This window comes from Amphritea sp. (genome assembly GCF_016744155.1).
GTDB lineage: Bacteria > Pseudomonadota > Gammaproteobacteria > Pseudomonadales > Balneatricaceae > Amphritea.
Window position 1 is genome coordinate 465,265 of sequence record NZ_JADGEW010000001.1, and the last position, 19,485, is coordinate 484,749.

Annotated in this window: 26 protein-coding genes and 1 other RNA gene; 18 read left to right on the plus strand and 9 right to left on the minus strand. The window is 47.2% G+C overall.

All coding sequences use genetic code 11. The features are described from left to right. Positions 1 to 315: 315 nt before the first annotated feature. Positions 316 to 612, minus strand: a complete 297-nt coding sequence (nadS, locus tag QZZ54_RS02170; RefSeq protein ID WP_290697918.1) for a NadS family protein — start codon at positions 610 to 612, stop codon at positions 316 to 318. Then, positions 609 to 944 carry a type II toxin-antitoxin system RelE/ParE family toxin gene (locus tag QZZ54_RS02175; protein WP_290697921.1) on the minus strand — a complete coding sequence of 112 codons (336 nt, stop codon included), beginning with the start codon at positions 942 to 944 and terminating at the stop codon, positions 609 to 611. The genes nadS and QZZ54_RS02175 overlap by 4 nt, the downstream gene beginning before the upstream one ends. 389 nt (positions 945 to 1,333) lie before the next feature. Between QZZ54_RS02175 and QZZ54_RS02180 the strand changes: the two genes are divergently transcribed. From QZZ54_RS02180 to QZZ54_RS02190, 3 genes are all read left to right on the plus strand, one after another. Beyond that, positions 1,334 to 1,519 (plus strand): hypothetical protein, encoded by a 186-nt coding sequence (locus tag QZZ54_RS02180; RefSeq protein WP_290697924.1) that lies wholly within the window; start codon positions 1,334 to 1,336, stop codon positions 1,517 to 1,519. 155 nt (positions 1,520 to 1,674) lie between these two features. Further along, on the plus strand, positions 1,675 to 2,166 hold the full coding sequence (locus QZZ54_RS02185; RefSeq protein ID WP_290697927.1) for a group I intron-associated PD-(D/E)XK endonuclease: 492 nt from the start codon (positions 1,675 to 1,677) through the stop codon (positions 2,164 to 2,166). Between the two features lie 53 nt (positions 2,167 to 2,219). Continuing rightward, entirely contained in the window at positions 2,220 to 2,801 is a 582-nt protein-coding gene (locus tag QZZ54_RS02190; protein ID WP_290697929.1) for a hypothetical protein, read from the plus strand. A gap of 132 nt (positions 2,802 to 2,933) precedes the next feature. Here the strand turns inward: QZZ54_RS02190 and ssrA are convergent. Together ssrA and smpB are read right to left on the minus strand one after the other, a co-directional pair. Further along, positions 2,934 to 3,291: a transfer-messenger RNA gene (ssrA, locus tag QZZ54_RS02195) on the minus strand. 178 nt (positions 3,292 to 3,469) lie between these two features. Next, positions 3,470 to 3,943 carry an SsrA-binding protein SmpB gene (smpB, locus tag QZZ54_RS02200; RefSeq protein WP_290697931.1) on the minus strand — a complete coding sequence of 158 codons (474 nt, stop codon included), beginning with the start codon at positions 3,941 to 3,943 and terminating at the stop codon, positions 3,470 to 3,472. A 205-nt stretch (positions 3,944 to 4,148) separates the two neighbouring features. Here smpB and QZZ54_RS02205 point away from each other — a divergent pair, with 205 nt between their 5' ends. The 3 genes from QZZ54_RS02205 (at position 4,149) to QZZ54_RS02215 (ending at position 6,312) form a co-directional block, all read left to right on the plus strand. Beyond that, entirely contained in the window at positions 4,149 to 5,513 is a 1,365-nt protein-coding gene (locus QZZ54_RS02205) for a sodium-dependent transporter (protein ID WP_290697933.1), read from the plus strand. Between the two features lie 4 nt (positions 5,514 to 5,517). Beyond that, positions 5,518 to 5,949 (plus strand): type II toxin-antitoxin system RatA family toxin, encoded by a 432-nt coding sequence (locus QZZ54_RS02210; RefSeq protein ID WP_290697936.1) that lies wholly within the window; start codon positions 5,518 to 5,520, stop codon positions 5,947 to 5,949. A gap of 66 nt (positions 5,950 to 6,015) precedes the next feature. Then, entirely contained in the window at positions 6,016 to 6,312 is a 297-nt protein-coding gene (locus tag QZZ54_RS02215; protein WP_290697939.1) for an RnfH family protein, read from the plus strand. A gap of 89 nt (positions 6,313 to 6,401) precedes the next feature. Here the strand turns inward: QZZ54_RS02215 and bamE are convergent, their stop codons facing one another. Further along, complete coding sequence (bamE, locus tag QZZ54_RS02220) at positions 6,402 to 6,737, minus strand: outer membrane protein assembly factor BamE (protein WP_290697942.1); 336 nt, start codon at positions 6,735 to 6,737, stop codon at positions 6,402 to 6,404. A gap of 90 nt (positions 6,738 to 6,827) precedes the next feature. On the opposite strand from bamE, the gene fur reads away from it, so the two are divergent. Beyond that, complete coding sequence (fur, locus tag QZZ54_RS02225) at positions 6,828 to 7,256, plus strand: ferric iron uptake transcriptional regulator (RefSeq protein WP_290697945.1); 429 nt, start codon at positions 6,828 to 6,830, stop codon at positions 7,254 to 7,256. 96 nt (positions 7,257 to 7,352) lie between these two features. On the opposite strand, the gene recN is transcribed toward fur, so the two are convergent. Continuing rightward, positions 7,353 to 9,029 (minus strand): DNA repair protein RecN, encoded by a 1,677-nt coding sequence (gene recN, locus QZZ54_RS02230; RefSeq protein WP_290697948.1) that lies wholly within the window; start codon positions 9,027 to 9,029, stop codon positions 7,353 to 7,355. Between the two features lie 178 nt (positions 9,030 to 9,207). Between recN and grpE the strand changes: the two genes are divergently transcribed. The 7 genes from grpE to QZZ54_RS02265 all read left to right on the plus strand — a co-directional run bounded on the left by grpE (position 9,208) and on the right by QZZ54_RS02265 (position 15,771). Then, a complete protein-coding gene (gene grpE / locus QZZ54_RS02235) occupies positions 9,208 to 9,807 on the plus strand; it encodes a nucleotide exchange factor GrpE (protein ID WP_290697951.1) in 600 nt (199 codons plus the stop codon). A 121-nt stretch (positions 9,808 to 9,928) separates the two neighbouring features. Then, the gene (dnaK, locus tag QZZ54_RS02240; protein ID WP_290697954.1) at positions 9,929 to 11,857 is read left to right on the plus strand and encodes a molecular chaperone DnaK; all 1,929 of its coding nucleotides are present in this window, start codon (positions 9,929 to 9,931) and stop codon (positions 11,855 to 11,857) included. 118 nt (positions 11,858 to 11,975) lie between these two features. Beyond that, the gene (dnaJ, locus tag QZZ54_RS02245) at positions 11,976 to 13,112 is read left to right on the plus strand and encodes a molecular chaperone DnaJ (protein ID WP_290697957.1); all 1,137 of its coding nucleotides are present in this window, start codon (positions 11,976 to 11,978) and stop codon (positions 13,110 to 13,112) included. Between the two features lie 49 nt (positions 13,113 to 13,161). Beyond that, positions 13,162 to 13,962 (plus strand): serine O-acetyltransferase, encoded by an 801-nt coding sequence (cysE, locus tag QZZ54_RS02250; RefSeq protein ID WP_290697960.1) that lies wholly within the window; start codon positions 13,162 to 13,164, stop codon positions 13,960 to 13,962. A 54-nt stretch (positions 13,963 to 14,016) separates the two neighbouring features. Then, a complete protein-coding gene (dapB, locus tag QZZ54_RS02255; RefSeq protein WP_290697962.1) occupies positions 14,017 to 14,823 on the plus strand; it encodes a 4-hydroxy-tetrahydrodipicolinate reductase in 807 nt (268 codons plus the stop codon). Positions 14,824 to 14,992: 169 nt separating this feature from the next. Beyond that, positions 14,993 to 15,382: a DUF3461 family protein gene (locus QZZ54_RS02260; RefSeq protein WP_290697964.1), complete on the plus strand. Its 390-nt coding sequence runs from the start codon at positions 14,993 to 14,995 to the stop codon at positions 15,380 to 15,382. A 77-nt stretch (positions 15,383 to 15,459) separates the two neighbouring features. Next, complete coding sequence (locus QZZ54_RS02265) at positions 15,460 to 15,771, plus strand: YqfO family protein (RefSeq protein ID WP_290697966.1); 312 nt, start codon at positions 15,460 to 15,462, stop codon at positions 15,769 to 15,771. A gap of 286 nt (positions 15,772 to 16,057) precedes the next feature. On the opposite strand, the gene QZZ54_RS02270 is transcribed toward QZZ54_RS02265, so the two are convergent. From QZZ54_RS02270 to QZZ54_RS02280, 3 genes are all read right to left on the minus strand, one after another. Then, entirely contained in the window at positions 16,058 to 16,666 is a 609-nt protein-coding gene (locus tag QZZ54_RS02270; RefSeq protein ID WP_290697968.1) for a MarC family protein, read from the minus strand. A 109-nt stretch (positions 16,667 to 16,775) separates the two neighbouring features. Further along, positions 16,776 to 16,937 (minus strand): YqaE/Pmp3 family membrane protein, encoded by a 162-nt coding sequence (locus tag QZZ54_RS02275; protein ID WP_290697970.1) that lies wholly within the window; start codon positions 16,935 to 16,937, stop codon positions 16,776 to 16,778. A gap of 15 nt (positions 16,938 to 16,952) precedes the next feature. Further along, on the minus strand, positions 16,953 to 17,522 hold the full coding sequence (locus QZZ54_RS02280; RefSeq protein WP_290697972.1) for an NUDIX hydrolase: 570 nt from the start codon (positions 17,520 to 17,522) through the stop codon (positions 16,953 to 16,955). A 253-nt stretch (positions 17,523 to 17,775) separates the two neighbouring features. Here QZZ54_RS02280 and QZZ54_RS02285 point away from each other — a divergent pair, with 253 nt between their 5' ends. From QZZ54_RS02285 to QZZ54_RS02300, 4 genes are all read left to right on the plus strand, one after another. Beyond that, the gene (locus QZZ54_RS02285; RefSeq protein ID WP_290697974.1) at positions 17,776 to 18,363 is read left to right on the plus strand and encodes a CoA pyrophosphatase; all 588 of its coding nucleotides are present in this window, start codon (positions 17,776 to 17,778) and stop codon (positions 18,361 to 18,363) included. Between the two features lie 67 nt (positions 18,364 to 18,430). Beyond that, the gene (locus QZZ54_RS02290) at positions 18,431 to 18,955 is read left to right on the plus strand and encodes a gamma carbonic anhydrase family protein (RefSeq protein WP_290697976.1); all 525 of its coding nucleotides are present in this window, start codon (positions 18,431 to 18,433) and stop codon (positions 18,953 to 18,955) included. A 10-nt stretch (positions 18,956 to 18,965) separates the two neighbouring features. Continuing rightward, a complete protein-coding gene (locus QZZ54_RS02295; RefSeq protein WP_290697978.1) occupies positions 18,966 to 19,175 on the plus strand; it encodes a DUF1289 domain-containing protein in 210 nt (69 codons plus the stop codon). A 1-nt stretch (position 19,176) separates the two neighbouring features. Continuing rightward, positions 19,177 to 19,476 carry an MTH1187 family thiamine-binding protein gene (locus QZZ54_RS02300; RefSeq protein ID WP_290697981.1) on the plus strand — a complete coding sequence of 100 codons (300 nt, stop codon included), beginning with the start codon at positions 19,177 to 19,179 and terminating at the stop codon, positions 19,474 to 19,476. Positions 19,477 to 19,485: the final 9 nt, after the last annotated feature.

The window sequence follows — 19,485 nt, forward strand, 5'->3', positions numbered from 1 at the left end:
CATATATCTAGTTTAACGCTAGTTGTGCTCAATATGAGTCTTGAAAAGGATTCTACACTCTCCCTCCTGATAAAGGGGTCTAAATTGGGTCAGAGTAGAATTTTTTTAATTGCATTGGCGGAGTTATATTTGAATAGAGTTGGTGGTGGGCTTTCTACAACCGTTCCGGCCTTGCTAATTGGGCCATCATGAAAGGTCGCTCAGATGTGTCTCGAAAAAGTAGTGCTCGGTTCGAATACTTTTCAATCTAAATCATCGCCCTAAAAACATAGCCTTTATTGGGTAGCCGTGTCGGTTATTACTTTCAATCTGATGTTACACAGCTTTGTGTAGTAGTTCTGAAGCTGTCTTTGGGTCTGCCTGAAATATAGTAAGGAGCGCTCTGGAAGGCCCTGTTGGTTGCCGCTTGCCTTGCTCCCAACTGCGGACGGTTGAGAGTGGTGTACCGATCATTTGTGCGAAGGCTTCCTGAGTTTTACCGGTGGACTCACGGATAGCCTTCACATTTATAGCTGTATAAATGTGTTCGCGGCTTGGTTCAGCTTCACCTCGTTGAATGGCTCCGGCCTGGCCAACGCTTTCAATGAGCTCATTGAACATATCATTATTCATTCTGAACCTCCTTGCAGTTCTTTTTGTACAACTTGCTTCAGGACTTTTTTCTGCTCTGCTGTTAAGTTTTCCTGTTCGTTTTTAGGAAAAGCATAAAGCATATAAATCTGCGCATTGGCCGTTATCCAATAGTAAATAATACGGATACCGCCACTTTTTCCTGAACGATCCTTGGCCCATCGTATTTTTCTGCAACCGCCAGTCCCTTTTAGTATCGGGCCAGCGCAGGGATTTTCTATTAAGTGGACTTGCAGCTCTTTGTATTCATCGTCTGTTAGTAGCGCCGTTACTAGCCTGGTGAATACAGGTGTCTCTTTGAAAACGATATCCATTTCATATTCCAGCTAACACTCTGTGTTATATAGGGTAGCACAGAGTGTTAGCTGTTTGAAGTTTAGGGCTTGATGTATTGGCAGAATAGGAATGAATGGCGCTAAGTTAAGCGTGCTGCGTGGCTACTTAGGTCTACCGATAGATGCTTCATATATGGGCTTACCCACTAATCAGCAATGAAAAACAGATAACACAATCCCTCTGTGACAACTGTGGTGGAGGGCTCATTTTTTGTAAGTACTCACCACAGAGAGCACTGAGATAAATCTATAAACAAAAAAGGGCAGGTACAACCTAATTCACAGAGCGGCTAAAGGGGCTTAACTTAGCGCTATTTGGGTCAGAATATATAGGTAATGAAAAGAACGTAGCACTTGCTCTGGGTAACATGCTTTCAATCTATGCTCGTCATAAGTTCACAGCCAAAAAAGCTCTTGAATGTATCAAAGAGTCGGGTATCTATCTGGATCTGGTGGGGTATTTCCGATCAAGAGGTCTAGATAAGGCTGATATCTATGAATTCATTGATAAGGGCTTGAATGACCGATGGCTAGCATCAAAGGTTGCTGCTTAAAAATTCATTGACATAATAAGCGACTCAGATTAAAAATAGGGTTCAACATCTTCACGGCCTTTTCAGGCCTGACAGTGACATTAACGTTTGATCTCTTTTTAGAGTAAAACGAGGTTTGGCCGCCTTTGTGACTCGATACAAGTTGTGCTTGTGTAGTGATATTAAATTGGGGACTTGGCTTTTCAGCTGGTTCGGCTCGTAAACGAGAAAGCCTTCCACTCGGCATACGACATCAATTTATTGGTATCGCTATGCCCATCAAAAACGCAAACCGTACAACTCCTGCTCAATTACATTACAAGCATGTCTCTTATGAAACCTTGGCTGCAAGTTGGTTAACCAATGATGGCTGGGAAGTTCTTATGCCTCTTATTGACCACGATAAGAAGACTGACATTGTTATTGCAGATGATTCAAATTTTTACCGTATCCAAGTTAAATCTATAAACTCCAATGATGAAAACTTCGTAGTGGAGAATAAGTGGGGTGATAAAAAAATAGATTATGTGATTTACTTCTCAATACCTGGAAGTTGGGGCTATATCCTTCGCCCATTTAGTCAATATAGAAAGCGATTAAGCTCACCTGGACATGTCCGGTTTCATCAGCATCCAGTAAATTTTACTAAGGCATTCGATAAAATTTAGTTGTAGGGCTAGTTGTTAAGTAAATTAACGTCTTACTTATTAAGGAAAGTAGCATGGAAAGTCTACCATCAACTGTATATGTTGCTATTGGGGCCTTTTTGGCAGCTGCAATTACTGCTGCCGCATCTCTGGTTAGCTTAATTGCTTCTAAAGAAATGAAAATATCTGAATTGCGGCAATGTTGGATTGAGAGTCTCAGAAATGAAATATCTGAGTACATCGGTATAGCTAATAGAATGAGTCTAACTTGGATGTTTTTGTTTCCCAATGCAGAAAATCATGACGAGGGGATAGCACGATTTCTATCAGATAACCTTTCTGAGATTGAGCGATTGGATACATTGATGCATAAGGTGTTGTTAAAATTAAACCCTAAAGAGCATCAAGAGCTAATTGATGCCATAAAAACTGTAGAAAAAAACATTGCAAACCCTAACTTCTTACGGTCTAACGGAGGAATTGCTGCACAATTAGATCATGTCCACGATCTATCTCAGGCTGTTCTTAAAAAAGAGTGGGATAGAGTTAAAGATGGAGAAGGTGCGTTTGTAAAAATGAAAGAGATTGTATCTAACATTGCTCTTATATCTATGATGCTTCTTATTGTTATTGTTTTGGGAATGGTGTTTTTCTAATTATCAGTCTCGGTCATTTATTTTGTTACGTGGTGGTCATGGCTTTAGACAAAAAAAACCACCTATTGCGTGGGCAATAAGTGGTCTTTTTTAGGCTTTAGGTGCGTAAATAATTGATTTACAAGCCTTAATTGGTGGAGATGGCGGGGGTCGAACCCGCGTCCGCCAATCCTCTGCCTCTAGATCTACATGTTTAGACACTTCTACTAAGTTAACCCAGCACGGCCCGAAGGTCAGGGCGTTTAGGGCGAGCCTCTTTAGTTTTAACCCTTCGTCTTGAGACAAAGCTTCCGGGCGATTCTATCTCGAATGACACTGCAAAATCCTCTAGTTATAGACACCTGAAGGAGCAGCGCAAGCAGACTAAGCTGCTAGAGCGTAGTTATCGTCGTTTGCAACTATAACTGTGTAGTAATTGATTTACGTGATTCACTACACTCACGACATGCACCAAAGGGTTCGTAATCAGCGTCGAAGCCAAGTCATCCCCATAAAGAATATGCGATTAGTAATGTTGGTTCGAGAGCCAGCAGGACTTAATCGTAAGTTCTTAGTTTCTGACAACAGTGAAACAGGTTCGTTCTCTGAAGCAGGCGGCCATTATAGCCGTTATGGCAAAACTTACATCAACAATTACGCCGATATAAAAAGAAAGTGTAAAAAGAGGCTTACTTCGCTGCCATCAGGCGCTGCTTTTGGCGGTTCCAGTCGCGATCTTTTTCTGCATCCCGTTTGTCGTGCTGCTTTTTACCTTTGGCCAGTGCAATTTCACACTTAACCTTGTCGTTTTTCCAATACAGAGACAAAGCAACACAAGTGAAGCCCTGAGCCTGGACGGCACCGATCAGACGATCAATTTCACGACGGTTTAACAGCAATTTGCGTTGTCGCGTAGGATCGGCAACAACATGGGTGCAGGCGGTTTTTAGCGGTGTGAAGTGGGCACCAACCAGCCAAGCTTCGCCTTGATGCAGAACCACATAGGATTCTACAAGCTGGGCGCGACCATCGCGGAGACTTTTCACTTCCCATCCTGCCAGTGCCAATCCAGCCTCAAACTTGGTATCGATGTGATACTCATGCCGGGCCTTTTTGTTCTGACAGATGGTGTTGCTACTAACTTTTGGTTTCTTCTTTGCCATGGGCCGGGATTATATAGAGCACTGCTATGCAATGAAAGAGAATTGAAGCGTTAGAAGAATATGGAAGTGATCTGTGGTTTTTTTAAGTGATTTGTCGTTTTATTGTTACTGGTCTGGCCGGTATCATTGAACTGGATGGCTAAAATATGGACAATGCGCGCCTGTTTTTACTATTTGAAATATCTGTCTACTTGAAGAGAGCTACATGAAAGATCGTCAAAATATACATGGTTCATGGGCCAATCGCTGGGTCTTTATCATGGCTGCAACCGGGTCTGCGGTTGGTTTAGGTAATATCTGGAAGTTTCCTTATATTGCCGGTGAGAATGGCGGCGGTGCGTTTGTGCTGGTCTACCTGCTGTGTATTCTTGGTGTCGGCGTGCCGATTATGATGGCTGAGGTGCTGGTGGGCCGTCGGGGTCGTCAAAGCCCGATCAACTCTATGCGTGAGGTGGCGATTGAGTCGGACCACTCGCCTAAGTGGGCGCTGGTGGGTTGGATTGGTGCGCTGGCCGGTTTCCTGATCTTCTCGTTCTATTCGGTGGTTGCCGGTTGGGTGCTGGCCTATGTAGCCGCGATGGCCAATGGCGACTTCCTGGATGTCGGTAGTGAACAGGCGGGTAAAGCCTTTAGTGATCTGCTGGCAGACCCCCAGACGCTGCTGATCTGGCACTCGGTGTTTGTTGTGCTGGTGATGGTTGTACTGATGGGCGGGGTGAATAAAGGCCTCGAGCGGGCGACTAAGGTTATGATGCCAGCCCTGTTTGTCTTGCTGTTGGTGCTGTTGGGCTATTCGATGAGCTCTGGCTCCTTTGGCGAAGGTCTGGATTTTCTATTCCATTTTGACCCTTCTGAGCTGTCCTGGAATGCGGTGCTGGTTGCGTTGGGTCACTCCTTCTTTACCTTGTCGCTGGGTATGGGCTCGATCATGGCCTATGGCTCATATATGCCAAAGAATGCCTCAATTGGTGGAACAGTACTGACCATTGCCGCACTGGATACGGTGGTTGCTATGGTTGCCGGTATGGCGATCTTCCCGATTGTGTTCGCTAACTCGCTTGACCCTGGTGCGGGCCCTGGTTTGATGTTTATTACTCTGCCGGTGGCCTTTGGTCAGATGCCGGGTGGCCAGTTCTTTGGCTTCCTGTTCTTTGTGCTGGTGGCACTGGCCGCTTGGACCTCGGCTATTTCGCTGATGGAGCCCGGTGTTGCCTGGATGGTCGAACGATTTGGACTGAAGCGTGGCCCGGTCTGTATTATGCTGGGTCTGGTGGTATGGTTGTTGGGTATTGCGGCGCTGAGTTCGTTTAACTTCGGCAGCGGTATCTCTCTGTTCGGTATGAATATTTTCGACTTCCTCGACTTCATTACCGCGAATGTCTTCTTGCCGTTGGGCGGCTTGTTTGTAGCCTGCTTTGCGGGTTGGGCATTGAAGCAGAGCATTACCCGTGATGAATTGGCGATGTCTAATCCGGCCTATTATCTGGCCTGGTCGGTTGTGATCCGCTATATTGCTCCGGTCGCGGTTGCCGCGATCTTTATTTTGAACCTGATCGAAAAACTGGGCTGATCTAATGACACAGGTAGACCGGAGCGCATTGGTGCTTCACACCGCAGAGCAGATGTTTGATCTGGTAAATGATGTGGAGAGCTATCCGCAGTTTTTGCCCTGGTGTTCCGGTACTACTCTGATTGAGTCCACAGACACGACGATGCAGGCGAGTCTGATGGTGGCTAAGGCGGGTCTTAAGTACAGCTTTACCACCCGTAATGAGCACGAACGTCCGGGAAAGATCCGGATAGAACTGGTCGAAGGGCCGTTTTCTAGTCTTTCCGGTGTTTGGCTATTTCAACCGCTGAGTGATGAGGCTTGTAAGGTGAGTCTCAGCCTGCAGTTTGATTTTTCAGGTAAGCTGACTAGCCTGGCGATGGGCAAGGTCTTCAATCAGATGGCGGTGACCATGGTTGATGCCTTCGTGAGTCGTGCTGATCAAATTTATGATTAAATGCGTCGGGAAGTTTTTTTTGATGCCTTCCTTAAGGCTAATTAATTAGGGCCAGAGATAACAGAAATGATTAAAGTTGAAGTGGCGTTTGCGCTACCCCATGAGCAGAAAATTATCTCGCTGCAAGTGGCTGAAGATTGTTCTGCCTATGAGGCGGTGATTCAGTCGCGTATCGCTGAGATCTTTCCGCAGATTGACCCTGAGAATGATCCGATGGGAATTTTTGGTAAAGGCATTGCTGATCCGAAAAGCCATATTCTCAAGCCAGATCAACGGGTGGAGGTATACCGGCCGTTGATTGCTGATCCGAAAGAGGTGCGTGCTCGTCGGGCGGCGAAGGCGAAAACTGAGCGAGAAGCCTAAGGTTAATCAGAGTCACTATCTCAGAATCAAAAAAAACCGGACGATGTCCGGTTTTTTTTAATGTTGCAGCGCTGTCGTTGAACGCTTTATTACTGGCTGCCACCGGGGCGGAAATCACCGGCCATACCCGACAGTTTACCAAGGTCATCAAACAGGACAGTTAGACGCTGTTGAGTAACGGTACCGTTTTCACCGGACTGGTTGCGGTATATGTAATCCCAGCGGTTACTATTGAAAGTATCGGTAACCAGAGGCGTACCCAGTACATAACGTACCTGGTTTTGCGTCATACCCGGTCGTAATGTGTCGACCATCTCTTGAGTAACCACGTTACCCTGAGGGATATCAATTTTGTAAACTCCGGGGAATTCGGCACACCCGGCCAGCAATATAGCAGCAATAATGCTAATAAGAATTTTTTGCATTAGTAAATGACTTCCACTTTCGCGTATAAAATCAGATAATTGGAATCGCAAGTCTAACATTCGTTGCGATAAACATCATAGAGAAAGATTATGGCACTTGAAAATCAAGAATTAAGAAACGCTGGCCTGAAGGTTACCCTGCCTCGGGTGAAAATTTATCAGATTCTTGAAAAAGCCGGTGAAGGCGATCATTTCAGTGCTGAAGATATTTATAAGCTTTTGCTGGAACACAATGAAGACGTGGGTCTGGCAACGGTATACCGGGTATTAACCCAATTTGAAACGGCAGGTCTGGTATCCCGTCATCACTTTGAGGGCGGTCATTCTGTCTTTGAACTGACCCAGGATGAGCAGCATGATCATATCGTGTGTGTTAAGTGTGGCAAGGTACGGGAGTTCAGTGACCCTGCTTTGAAAGATCGGCAAGATGTCATTGCTCAGGAGCTGGGGTTTAAAATTACTGACCGGACGCTCTATCTTTATGGTGAATGTGCCGATGGCTGTAGCCCTAAGGCATAAGCTTTAAACATCGCGACGAACATAAAAAAGCCGGCGGATGCCGGTTTTTTTATATCTGAGTATTAGGCTTGAGTGCCAGCCAGCACTCGTGACTGATCAACTTTTCGCGTCTGCCAGCCCGAGCATCTCGCGGGCATGATCGAGTGAGGTTTCAGTAACATCGATGCCCCCCAGCATGCGTGCCACTTCGCCTACCCGTTGATCAATTTTAAGTCGATCAATGCGCGTGATAGTTTTGTTTTTCACCGTTTGTTTACTGACGAACAGGTGTTGGTGACCCTGAGAGGCCACTTGCGGCTGGTGGGTGACCACTAGAATCTGATTGTTCTCACCTAATTGTCGCAGTAACTTGCCGACGACTTCAGCGATAGCGCCACCAATACCTACATCGACCTCATCAAAGATCAACGTCGGGGTACTGGACGTTTGTGCGGTGATAACCTGAATAGCCAAAGATACTCGAGACAGCTCACCCCCTGAAGCAACTTTGTTTAGCGGTCTTGGCGGTTGCCCTGCGTTGGTTGAAATGAGGAATTCAACTTCTTCAAGGCCGTGGGCACTGAGATGGTCTGTTGCATAGGGCGTGAGGCTAACGGTTAGTTTAGCGGCTTCCATTCCCAGGCTATGTAGCTGCTTATCAACATCGACGCTGAGCGCCTTCGCTGCTTTGTTTCTTACTTTACTCAGTTTTGCCGCACCGGCTAGGAAGGATTTGCGAGCTTCTTCGGTTTCTTGATGGAGTTGTTCCAGGGCTTGATCTGAAAGATTAAGGCTTTCCAGCTCGGTGTGAATATCCTGATGGAACTTTGACAGCTGCTCAGCGGGAATGCGGTGTTTGCGCGCCAGATCAAAAATAGCACTCAGACGGGCCTCTACAGTGGCTTGCCGTCCTGGGTTCAGCTCAACCCGGTCCATATAGTGACTGATCTCCTGCGCGGCTTCTTCAATCTGAATATGGGCGCTGTTGAGCATCTCGACTGTCTGGGTAATAGAAGGAGAGGTACCTTTTATATTCTCGAGCAGATGCTGACACTGATTTAGCAGGCTAAGACAGTTGGCTGTTTCATCTTCGCTGGTCAGTTGTATTATCTGTTGGCCGGACTGGAGTATCTCACCGGCGTTGGCCAGAGTGCTTTGCTCTATGACCATCGCCTCAAATTCGCCCTCTTCCAAAGCGAGTTGTTCCAGCTCTTCAGCCTGATAACTCAACAGTTGCAGGCGCGCGGTTTGCTCTTCACTTTGGGCGGAGAGTTGTTGAAGTCGCTTATTAAGGGTGTTCCAGTTACGAAACAGTTGGCGAGTCTGGTTGGCCAGGTCGGCTTTACCGGAATAAGCATCTAACAGATAGCGATGATGATCTTTCTTCAGCAAGCGCTGATGCTCATGCTGCCCGTGGATCTCGATCAGGTATTCACCTAGCTCTTTGACTTTATTGATCGGGCAGGGGCTGCCATTGATATAGCTACGGGAACGGCCTTCGCTGGTAATGACACGGCGGAGGATGCATTCATCATCATCCATATCCTGAAGTTGCAGCCATTTTCTCGCGCTGGGAATATTGGCGATATCAAAGCTGGCGATTATTTCTGCGCGCTCTGCGCCTTTGCGCACCGAGCCCATATCTGCCCGATCACCCAGAGTTAGCCCCAGAGCGTCGAGCATAATTGATTTACCGGCACCGGTTTCGCCACTGACAACGGTCATGCCGGCGTCCAGTTCCAGGTCAAGTTCTTCGACAATAGCGTAATTGCGAATATTGAGTTGAGTCAGCATGTTGTTATATCTGTGTTTTTATACAGTATTTTATTTATAAGCCAATAATTATAGATGCGCAATGTATAACTACTCAGTCTGGTTAAAAAAAACTCATAAAAACCACTTGAATCCAGTTGTCTTAGCCCCATATACAAGCTCAATAGAAAATTTAAATATCAGATGGTTGGAGAGAGTGATGGCAGGCGAAGATAAGTCTCAGGTTGAAGAGATGCAGCCGGAAACAGTAACTGATGCGGTAGAAGAAACCGTGGCCGCTGACGAAACCGTTGAAGCGGCTGCTGAGCAAGCCTCTGAAGTTGATGTAGATGCTTTGCAACTGGCGTTGGCACAAGCGCAGGATCAGGCCGCTGCACTGATGGATCAGGAACTGCGTACCCGTGCTGAGATGCAAAACATCCGTCGTCGGGCTGAGCAGGATGTAGAAAAGGCGCATAAGTTTGCGCTGGAAAAGTTTACCAATGAGCTGTTGCCGGTAGTGGATAGCCTGGAACGGGCGATTGAGGCCAGCGTCAGCGATGATGAAGCGGTAAAAGTATTGCGTGAAGGGGTAGAGATGACATTGAACATGTTCGTCTCTGGCCTGGGTAAGTTTAATGTTGATCAGCATCACCCGGTTGGTGAAGCTTTCAATCCGGAGCTGCATCAGGCGATGTCTATGGTGCCAAATCCAGACGTGCCTGCTAACCATGTAATGGCGGTAATGCAGAAAGGATATAGCCTGAACAGTCGTTTGATTCGCCCCGCGATGGTGATTGTTTCCAAGGGCGCAGAGTAAATAGTCGTTGACTAAGTTGGTTGCAGGGTCTTGAAACTTCAAAAACCGCACCAATATAGCTAGCAAGTTAGAAAAGAATTTAGCCCGTCATAACGGGCGCAGAAATACGGGAGTGATTGAAATGGGTAGAATTATTGGTATTGACCTGGGTACGACTAACTCATGTGTTGCAGTACTGGATGGCGATAAGCCACGCGTTATTGAGAATGCAGAGGGTGATCGCACCACCCCTTCTATCATCGCATATGCTGCTGATGGTGAGATTCTGGTTGGTCAGCCGGCTAAACGTCAGGCGGTCACTAACCCGACCAATACCCTGTTTGCGATCAAGCGTCTGATCGGTCGTCGTTTTAAAGACGACGTGGTTCAGAAAGATATCAAAATGGTACCTTATAAAATCGTTGAAGCTGACAATGGCGATGCCTGGGTTCAGGTAAACGATAATAAGATGGCAGCTCCACAGATCTCTGCAGAGATTCTGAAGAAGATGAAGAAAACTGCAGAAGATTATCTGGGCGAAGAAGTAACTGAGGCAGTAATCACTGTTCCTGCTTACTTTAACGATTCTCAGCGTCAGGCAACTAAAGATGCCGGTCAGATTGCTGGCCTTACTGTTAAGCGTATTATCAACGAGCCAACCGCTGCGGCACTGGCTTACGGTATGGACAAGTCCAAAGGTGATAAAACTATCGCTGTATACGACCTGGGTGGCGGTACTTTCGATATCTCTATCATTGAAATCGCTGAAGTTGATGGCGAGCACCAGTTTGAAGTGCTGGCAACCAATGGTGACACTTTCCTGGGTGGTGAAGACTTTGATTTACGTCTGATCGAGTATCTGGCAGCTGAGTTTAAGAAAGAAACCGGTATTGATCTGCACAATGACCCACTGGCGCTACAGCGTCTGAAAGAGGGTGCTGAGAAAGCGAAAGTTGAGCTTTCTTCTACGCAGTCTACCGACGTGAACCTGCCATACATCACTGCTGATGCAAGCGGCCCTAAGCACCTGAACGTTAAGATCAGTCGTGCCAAGCTTGAATCTCTGGTTGAAGATCTGGTTAAGCGTTCTATGGACCCTTGCCGTATCGCGCTGAAAGATGCTGAACTGTCTGTTTCTGAAATTGATGAAGTGATTTTGGTAGGCGGTCAGACCCGTATGCCACTGGTACAGGCTAGCGTTACTGAATTCTTCGGTAAAGAAGCTCGTAAAGATGTTAACCCAGATGAAGCGGTTGCAGTGGGTGCATCAATTCAGGGTGCGGTACTGGCTGGCGACGTTAAAGACGTATTGCTGCTGGACGTAACACCTCTGAGCCTGGGTATCGAAACTATGGGTGGCGTTGCGACTCCGGTTATCGATAAGAACACGACTATCCCAACTAAGAAGTCTCAGGTGTTCTCAACTGCAGACGACAATCAGACTGCGGTAACTATTCACGTTGTTCAGGGTGAGCGTAAGCAAGCTTCGGGTAACAAGTCTCTGGGTCGTTTCGATCTGGCTGATATCCCACCTTCACCTCGTGGCATGCCTCAGATCGAAGTAACTTTCGATATTGATGCGAACGGTATCCTGCATGTTGGTGCTAAAGATAAAGCGACAGGTAAAGAGCAGTCTATTATCATCAAAGCCTCTTCCGGCTTGAGCGATGAAGAAGTCGAGCAGATGATTCAGGATGCTGAAGCTAACGCTGAAGCGGATAAGAAGTTTGAAGAGATCAGCCAGGCCCGTAACCAGGGTGATGCGATGATCCATTCTGCGAAGAAGACTTTGGAAGATGCCGGTGATAAGGCGACTGAAGAAGAGAAAACTGCGATCAACGCTGCGGTTGAAGAGCTGGAAGAAGTGCTGAAGGGCGACGACAAAGAAGTGATCGATACTAAGACCGCTGCTTTGACTGAAGCGATCTCTGGTCTGGCTCAGAAGATGTACGCTGAAGCTGAAGCTGCACAGGCTGGAGGTGCCGAAGGCGCTGAACAAGCTCAAGCAGAACCTGCTGATGACGCTGTTGATGCAGAGTTTGAAGAAGTTAAAGACGACGAAAAGAAGTAAGTCGATCTTAGCTTTTTAACGTTATAAACGATAGCGCGGGCCGGTCCCGCGTTGTCGCGTTTTTATTGTCAGCTAATTATTAGCAACAAAACCAGCTAACCGGATTGCGAAACAGATTATGTCGAAGAGAGATTTTTACGATGTGTTAGACGTTGCAAGAGACGCGTCTGATCGGGATATTAAAAAAGCTTATCGCCGTATGGCGATGAAGCATCACCCGGACCGTAATCCTGACGATAAAGAGGCTGATGAGGCGTTCAAGGAAGTAAGCGAAGCCTACGAAATTCTTTCTGATAATCAGAAAAAAGCCGCTTATGACCAGTATGGCCATGCCGGTGTTGATCAACAAGGTATGGGCGGCGGTCATGGTGCTGGCGCAGGTGGCTTCGGCGATATCTTCGGCGACGTGTTCGGTGATATTTTCGGCCAGCAGGGCCATGGCGGCGGTCGTCGCAGTCATGTACAACGTGGCGCTGATCTGCGTTATACGATGGATCTGAGTCTCGAAGAAGCGGTACGTGGTTGTGAAAAAACTATCACTGTACCGACTCTGGTAGGCTGTGATGTCTGTGATGGTAGCGGTGCTAAACCCGGTACGAGTGCCAAAACTTGTGGTACTTGTGGCGGCGTGGGTCAGGTACGGATGCAGCAGGGTTTCTTCTCTGTGCAACAAACCTGTCCAGCCTGTCATGGCGAAGGCCAGGTAGTTTCTGATCCTTGTGGCAGCTGTCACGGTCAGGGCCGTAAGCAGCAAACCAAGAAATTGTCGGTTAAGATCCCAGCGGGTGTTGATACCGGTGATCGTATTCGTCTCTCCGGTGAAGGAGAAGCGGGCGGCCATGGTGGCCCATCCGGAGACCTTTTTGTTCAGGTTAACGTGCGTGATCACGCAATTTTCGAACGGGATGGCAAACATCTTTATTGTGAGGTGCCGATTAGCTTTATCGATGCGGCTTTAGGTGGCGAGCTTGAAGTTCCGACCCTTGAGTCTCGAGTTAAGCTGAAAATTCCGGCAGAAACGCAGACGGGTAAACTTTTCCGCTTACGTGGCAAGGGTATTAAGCCTGTTCGTGGTGGTGCGGTTGGTGATCTGTTGGTACGGGTTACTATTGAAACGCCTGTGAATCTGAGTGGCAAACAGAAAGAGCTGCTGAGAGAGTTTCAGACGGCGATGGATGAACGTCAAAAACATCATGCGCCTAAGAAACATGGTTTCTTCGATAGCGTTAAGAAATTTTTTGAGGATATGACCTAATATCCCTAAAGGGCTGCTCAGCAGCCCTTTTGACTTTTAGGAGTCTTGCATGAGTGAATTTCCCACTCACCCGGAAGAGTTATGGCAACTGATTCAACAGGAAGCTCAGGAAGAGATATCCAGAGAACCTTTTCTGGCGAGTTTTCTCCACAGTACGATTATCCAGCATAAGAGTCTCTGTGAGGCAGTCAGCTACCTTTTGGCTAACAAGCTGTCTGATGAAGTAATGGCAGCTATTACCCTGCGTGAGCTGATTGAAACAGCATTGGGCGGCGATCCGGATATTCTTAAATGTATCTGTAAAGATATCAGTGCGGTACGCACCCGTGACCCTGCTGTAGCTACTTTTACAACTGTACTGCTTTATCTGAAAGGCTTTCATGCCCTGCAGGCGTATCGTATCGCTCACTGGATGTGGAAACAGGGACGTCAATCGATGGCGCTCTATCTGCAAAGTCGTGTCAGTGAAGTGTTTCAGGTGGACATTCATCCGGCGGCTCAGATCGGTTGTGGGGTGATGTTTGATCACGCGACAGGCATTGTTGTGGGTGAAACCTGTGTTATAGAGAATGATGTCTCTATTCTTCAGTCGGTCACTTTAGGTGGTACGGGTAAGGAGAGCGGAGATCGTCACCCGAAAATTCGTGAAGGTGTGATGATCGCTGCGGGTGCGAAAATCTTCGGTAATATTGAAGTCGGCGCAGGCGCTAAAATCGGTGGTGGTTCGGTTGTTTTAGAAGATGTTCCGCCGCATACCACCGTCGTCGGTGTGCCCGCGAAAATTGTTGGCCGTCCGGGCTGTGAAATGCCTGCATTCGATATGGATCAGAGTGTCAGTCGAAAGAAATAATAAGATCTAGATTCAGAGCTGGATACACGGCCCTGAAGCAAACAGGAATAAAGAATGATCAGAATAGCAGTAACCGGCGCCGCCGGGCGTATGGGTAAAACTAATATTGAAGCCATTCAGGCAGCTGATGGCGTTAAGCTGGGGGCTGCGATTGTGGAGTCTGCCAGTAGTCTGATCGGTGCCGATGCCGGTGAGGTAGCGGGCGTTGGCAAGCTGGGTGTGGCAATTGTTGGGTCCCTGAGTGAAGTGATGGATGACTTCGATGTTCTGATCGATTTTACTGCACCAAAAGCGACGTTGAGTAATCTGGCTTTGTGTGCCGAGCATGGTAAAGCTATGGTGATCGGTACTACGGGTCTGAGTGAAGCTGAACGAGCGGAACTCACTAGTTTTGGTGGGAAGATGCCAGTCGTCTTTGCTTCTAATATGAGTGTTGGCGTAAATCTATGTTTCAAGCTTCTGGCTCAAGCTGCACAAGCGCTGGGCGATGATTACGATGTTGAGATTATTGAGACACACCATCATCATAAAGTAGATTCACCTTCTGGTACTGCGCTGAGTATGGGTGAGGCTGTTGCTGGTGCGTTGGGTCGCGATCTGCGCCAGTGTGCTGTGTATGGCCGTGAGGGTCAGATTGGTGCCCGTACTAAAGAGGAAATCGGTTTTGTAACGGTGCGTGCTGGTGATGTTGTGGGTGACCATACGGTGCTGTTCGCCACTGAAGGTGAACGAATTGAGATTACCCATAAGGCCAGTTCCCGGATGACGTTTGCCAAGGGTGCAGTACGTGCTGCTGGATGGTTAGCTGGAAAAGATAAAGGGTTGTACGATATGCAGGATGTATTAAGTTTACGTGACTAACCCAAGCCCTGGCAGGATCTGATTAAAACCGCCCTCAGGCGGTTTTTTTATCCCTGTTTAGTGAGCTATTTTAAAAATATCCCATTATGGGACTATGTTTGACTCCCATTTTATAGTTTTTCATCTATATTCAATGGGATTACAGTGAATGGCCTACGGAGAATATGGAATGTCAGCTAAGAAATTTCAAACCCTGACAGAGATGGGGTTCGACGACCCACATGATATTGTAAAATTTACGACTCGCACAGAAAACGATGTCGATGTGCTGAAGGTATACCTGCATCGTCATCATGGCGAGTGGATGGCCAAGAGTAAGAAATTTAAGTTTAAGCGAAAGCATACCAATGTATCTGTGGAGGGGGGGTTGGTTCCTTATCGTGCCAGTACCGAACCTTCACCGTATTTTCTCCGCGCTATTGGCGAGTTGGAGAAACTTGTTTTAGAAGAGAAGACTGTAAAAGATAAGAAAGAGCATCTGCTGGATGAGCTTGAGCATCTGGAAGCGGTAGTCACGCGTAAGGTGGCAGATCTTCGTCGACAGATTGAAGAGCTGTAAGCTGAATCTGGGTTTGAACTAAGCGGCCGATGAGAAATCATCGGCCGTTTTTTATTGGGTTTAGATAGGGGGCTGAAATGTATAAGTTAGCGTTCTTTGTTCCGGAAGCTGATCTGGAGCCTGTAAAGCAAGCGCTGTTTAATGTTGGTGCAGGCAAGATAGGCGATTATGACTGTTGCTGCTGGCAGATTAAAGGTCTGGGTCAGTTCCGGCCTTTAGCTGGCAGTAACCCTCATATAGGCAGTCAGGGTAGCCTTGAGAGGATTGAGGAGTGGAAGGTTGAATTGGTGTGTGAGGACGACCTTATTCGTGCAGCGGTAAGGGCGTTGAAGCAGGCTCATCCCTATGAAGAGGTCGCTTATGATATCTGGCAGCTGGCTGATTTTTAACCGTGTTCATAACTACTTATGGTTATGAACAATTTCTGTGCATAACTCTGTTGATTAAGTATGCGTAACCACTTTGCTAATCAATTAAGTCTTTGAAATATAAGTATTATAATGCGCTGTGTTAAATCTAGCCAGGTTATTAAATAGCCAGTTATTTTTGCTGGAAACTAGTCACAATATCTGTGGATATGCCTGTGGATTAAGTCTGGGTATCACTGGGGTAAGATGCGTGGAGCCCCTGATAGCGGGGCTCTGGGTGGACTGTAGAAAGATGCTGCAATAACGCTCAGTGCGTAATGCCCGCCATAAAACCGGTGATGCCGGTCAGGACAATCTGTGAGGCCATCGCTGCCAGAATCAGGCCGGTGATCTTACTCAGAATGTTCAGGCCGGTATTGCCCAGCAAGCGTTCCAGTCGTGTTGCGGCATGGAGTAGGATTAACAGGCAGATCAACGCGAGGAACATGCCGCTGAGTCCTAAAATCATCTCAACCCCATGAAGTTCGGAACCGTATACCAGAATCGCACCGATGGTTGCAGGGCCTATTATGGTAGGGATGGCCAAAGGAACAACCGAGATATCCTCCCTTGTATCTCCAGGCACCTGAGCATTGGTACGCACCCCTTCCTTAACCAGACTGATAGCTGAGAGAAATAGCAGTATTCCCGCACCGATACGAAAAGAATCGATAGTAATTCCCAGTAATTCAAACAGAGGTGAACCAAAGAAAAACAGAATAAGAGACGCGCATGCTGCAGCGAGGACTGCTTTATTGGCAGTGCTTTTCCGTTCTGCCGGGGTGTCGCCACGAGTTAGTGAAAGAAACATCGACACTACAAAAAAGGGTGCAAAGAGGATAAAAAACTTAATCCAGGTGGTAATTAACAGGGTCATAGTGGTTCTCTTATGGACACCGGGTAGGTGTATTTAACAAAAAAAGCGGCCTTGTGGGCCGCTTTTTAGTTTTATATAAGGCTTCAAGTAACGCCTTATACAGGAGTGGTTATTTTAACGCCAGCCAGAGCGCGTGAATAATGCCAGGAATGTAGAAAAACAGGCAGAGCACAATATTGATCACTAGTTGAAGGCCGGCACCGGCTTTCATAAATACGGCGATCGGCGGCAGTAAAATAGCCAAGATGATCAAAACGAGCTTGTTATCCATTAGTTAGATTCCTTGTTAATTATTCAGATCAGATTTGTCCACATATTGCCTAGGTGGCGTTTCAAGGTCAATGTGGCGCATCGGGAAAACGCCTTTTTTGCGATCTTCAAAATAAAATCTTAGCGCATTTCTGATGGTCTGAAAGGCTAAGTCGTCCCAGGGAATATCCTCTTCTGCAAAAAGTTGAACATCTTCTGTTTCATCGCCTGCGGAAAAATCCAGATCATCAAGTTGTGCCAGGTAGATCAGTTGAACCTGACTGACCGGAACAAGTGAAGTGAGGGTATAGAGTTCAAGTTGGCTCACCCGCGCATTGGCTTCTTCCCGTGTTTCTCTGGTTGCTGCATTTTGGGTAGATTCACCGTTTTCCATGTAGCCGGCCGGGAGTGTCCAGAAGCCTATGCGAGGCTCAATGGCCCGTTTGCACAGCAAGACTTTGCCTTCATAAACGGGCAGGCAGCCGGCAATGACTTTCGGATTAACATAGTGAATAAAACTACAGTTATTACAGATGTGACGTGGCCGGTTATCGCCTTCCGGTACTTCCAGTCGAACCGCTGATCCGCACTGATTACAGAAATTCATCTTATGTCCTTCAAATATCTGCTCTGGCTTATAATCACTGCCTAAACAAAGATCTCCCAGTTGAAGGGGGCGATCAAAAGAATAACGGACAGTGTACTGTCTTAACTGTAAAGCAAAAGCCCCTGTAAGCTCAAATAATCGCTCTGTTTATCAGGCTGAAATGCTCTTTCATTTATAGGTGAATAAGGCAGTACTAAACTTTAGGCTAGCTGAAAGGTATGATGGATTAATATTAGCGACTGAAAAAAACCATATGTTTGATAGGCTTAAACAACGTCTAGATCTATATGCTCCCCGGACACTTAGCCGGAGTGGGCCGGAAGCAGGCGTATTGATTGCGTTGACAGATAATCCTGCTGGTCCGGAAGTTATACTGACGCGTCGAGCAGGGCATCTGAATACCCATAGCGGTGAGATAGCCTTTCCTGGTGGTAAGCGGGATGATACCGATCCTGATCTGCTTTATACCGCCTTGCGTGAGGCGGAGGAAGAGGTTGATCTCAAACCTACAGATGTAAACGTCATCGGCCCACTGGGGGCAGTGTTGTCGAAACATAAGCTTCAGGTGACTCCCTATGTGGGAATCATTCCCTACGATGTTGTCCTGACGCCGAATTTAGATGAACTGGACCGGATTCATCGGGTACCTCTGAGTTTTTTTCTGGAGAAACCGCCTCATCATACCGATGCGATTCCTTTTAGAGGTAAGACTCACTATGTACCGGCTTATATGTATGAGGGCGATATCATCTGGGGGCTGACCGCCTACATGTTGGTAGAGTTACTGAATGTGGGGTTTGATGCTGAGATTCCGATAAAAAATCGACCAGAGTACAGTTAACACGTACTGCCAACGAGTTCGGTTAAAGAGCACCGCTAAAAAGTATCGTTAAGGAGTGCAGGTAATTATGTTGTTTTCTATTAGTGGTCGTCAGATCAGCTTGTTGGGCGAAGAGCATTACATCGCTCATAATGCCACCCTGATAGGCTCCGTTGAGGTGCATAATCAGGCCAGTATTTGGTTTAACGCAGTTATCCGCGGAGATAATGACCTGATTACCATCGGCGAACGTTCCAATATTCAGGATGGCTCGGTGTTGCATACGGACCCGGGCTATAAACTGACGGTGGGGCGTGATGTAACCGTTGGGCATCTGGCGATGTTACACGGCTGTGAGATCGGTGATGGCTCCCTTGTTGGGATTGGTGCGGTGGTGCTCAATGGAGCAAAAATCGGTAAAGGTTGTCTGATTGGCGCGAACGCTCTGGTGCCTGAGGGAATGGTGATTCCCGACGGTTCGCTAGTGGTTGGCTCTCCTGCGAAAGTAAAGCGCTCACTGAGTGAAGAGCAGCAACAGGGCTTGTTAGAAAATGCCGCACATTACGTCGAGAACATGCGCCGCTATCGGTCAGAATTACAGCAGCAGGATTAAGATCTGAATTATGAATAACGAAACTACTGAGCCCCGTCCAGTTCGTTCGCCCTGTATAGGAGTCTGTGCGCTGGATGAAAAAGATCTTTGCGTTGCCTGCCGTCGTTCTGGCATGGAGATAGCGGAGTGGGGTGTCTTGTCTGAAGATGAGAAGAAGGTCGTCTGGGCGTTGATTCGACAGCGTGAAGAGGATGATCTTAGTGCCAGAAGCGGAGGTTGATATGAGAGTAATGATCGATCTCTGTGTGATCCCTATTGGTGTGGGGACCTCAGTGTCTGAGCATGTAACTGCCTGTCAGCGAGTGCTGCAGGAATCTGGTCTGGAGCATCAGATGCATGCGTATGGCACTAATGTAGAGGGTGACTGGGATACGGTTTTTGCCGCTGTGAAACGCTGCCATGAAGTAGTCCATAGCATGGGGGCTGTGCGGATCAGTAGCAGCATGCGCATCGGTACCCGGACTGATCGGGATCAGTCCATGGACGATAAAATTAATAGTGTGAAAGCTAAATTGAAGTAGCGGAACAGC

Bases quoted from the DNA above. Each gene is read 5' to 3' on its own strand.
- grpE (WP_290697951.1), top strand. From the start codon at position 9,208: ATGGCAGGCGAAGATAAGTCTCAGGTTGAAGAGATGCAGCCGGAAACA.
- QZZ54_RS02300 (WP_290697981.1), top strand. From the start codon at position 19,177: ATGAGAGTAATGATCGATCTCTGTGTGATCCCTATTGGTGTGGGGACC.
- QZZ54_RS02290 (WP_290697976.1), top strand. From the start codon at position 18,431: ATGTTGTTTTCTATTAGTGGTCGTCAGATCAGCTTGTTGGGCGAAGAG.
- QZZ54_RS02210 (WP_290697936.1), top strand. From the start codon at position 5,518: ATGACACAGGTAGACCGGAGCGCATTGGTGCTTCACACCGCAGAGCAG.
- recN (WP_290697948.1), bottom strand. From the start codon at position 9,029: ATGCTGACTCAACTCAATATTCGCAATTACGCTATTGTCGAAGAACTT.
- QZZ54_RS02280 (WP_290697972.1), bottom strand. From the start codon at position 17,522: ATGAATTTCTGTAATCAGTGCGGATCAGCGGTTCGACTGGAAGTACCG.
- nadS (WP_290697918.1), bottom strand. From the start codon at position 612: ATGAATAATGATATGTTCAATGAGCTCATTGAAAGCGTTGGCCAGGCC.
- QZZ54_RS02205 (WP_290697933.1), top strand. From the start codon at position 4,149: ATGAAAGATCGTCAAAATATACATGGTTCATGGGCCAATCGCTGGGTC.
- cysE (WP_290697960.1), top strand. From the start codon at position 13,162: ATGAGTGAATTTCCCACTCACCCGGAAGAGTTATGGCAACTGATTCAA.
- fur (WP_290697945.1), top strand. From the start codon at position 6,828: ATGGCACTTGAAAATCAAGAATTAAGAAACGCTGGCCTGAAGGTTACC.
- QZZ54_RS02265 (WP_290697966.1), top strand. From the start codon at position 15,460: ATGTATAAGTTAGCGTTCTTTGTTCCGGAAGCTGATCTGGAGCCTGTA.
- QZZ54_RS02260 (WP_290697964.1), top strand. From the start codon at position 14,993: ATGTCAGCTAAGAAATTTCAAACCCTGACAGAGATGGGGTTCGACGAC.
- dapB (WP_290697962.1), top strand. From the start codon at position 14,017: ATGATCAGAATAGCAGTAACCGGCGCCGCCGGGCGTATGGGTAAAACT.
- QZZ54_RS02285 (WP_290697974.1), top strand. From the start codon at position 17,776: ATGTTTGATAGGCTTAAACAACGTCTAGATCTATATGCTCCCCGGACA.
- dnaK (WP_290697954.1), top strand. From the start codon at position 9,929: ATGGGTAGAATTATTGGTATTGACCTGGGTACGACTAACTCATGTGTT.
- QZZ54_RS02175 (WP_290697921.1), bottom strand. From the start codon at position 944: ATGGATATCGTTTTCAAAGAGACACCTGTATTCACCAGGCTAGTAACG.
- QZZ54_RS02190 (WP_290697929.1), top strand. From the start codon at position 2,220: ATGGAAAGTCTACCATCAACTGTATATGTTGCTATTGGGGCCTTTTTG.
- bamE (WP_290697942.1), bottom strand. From the start codon at position 6,737: ATGCAAAAAATTCTTATTAGCATTATTGCTGCTATATTGCTGGCCGGG.
- QZZ54_RS02295 (WP_290697978.1), top strand. From the start codon at position 18,966: ATGAATAACGAAACTACTGAGCCCCGTCCAGTTCGTTCGCCCTGTATA.
- smpB (WP_290697931.1), bottom strand. From the start codon at position 3,943: ATGGCAAAGAAGAAACCAAAAGTTAGTAGCAACACCATCTGTCAGAAC.
- QZZ54_RS02180 (WP_290697924.1), top strand. From the start codon at position 1,334: ATGCTTTCAATCTATGCTCGTCATAAGTTCACAGCCAAAAAAGCTCTT.
- QZZ54_RS02270 (WP_290697968.1), bottom strand. From the start codon at position 16,666: ATGACCCTGTTAATTACCACCTGGATTAAGTTTTTTATCCTCTTTGCA.
- QZZ54_RS02275 (WP_290697970.1), bottom strand. From the start codon at position 16,937: ATGGATAACAAGCTCGTTTTGATCATCTTGGCTATTTTACTGCCGCCG.
- QZZ54_RS02215 (WP_290697939.1), top strand. From the start codon at position 6,016: ATGATTAAAGTTGAAGTGGCGTTTGCGCTACCCCATGAGCAGAAAATT.
- dnaJ (WP_290697957.1), top strand. From the start codon at position 11,976: ATGTCGAAGAGAGATTTTTACGATGTGTTAGACGTTGCAAGAGACGCG.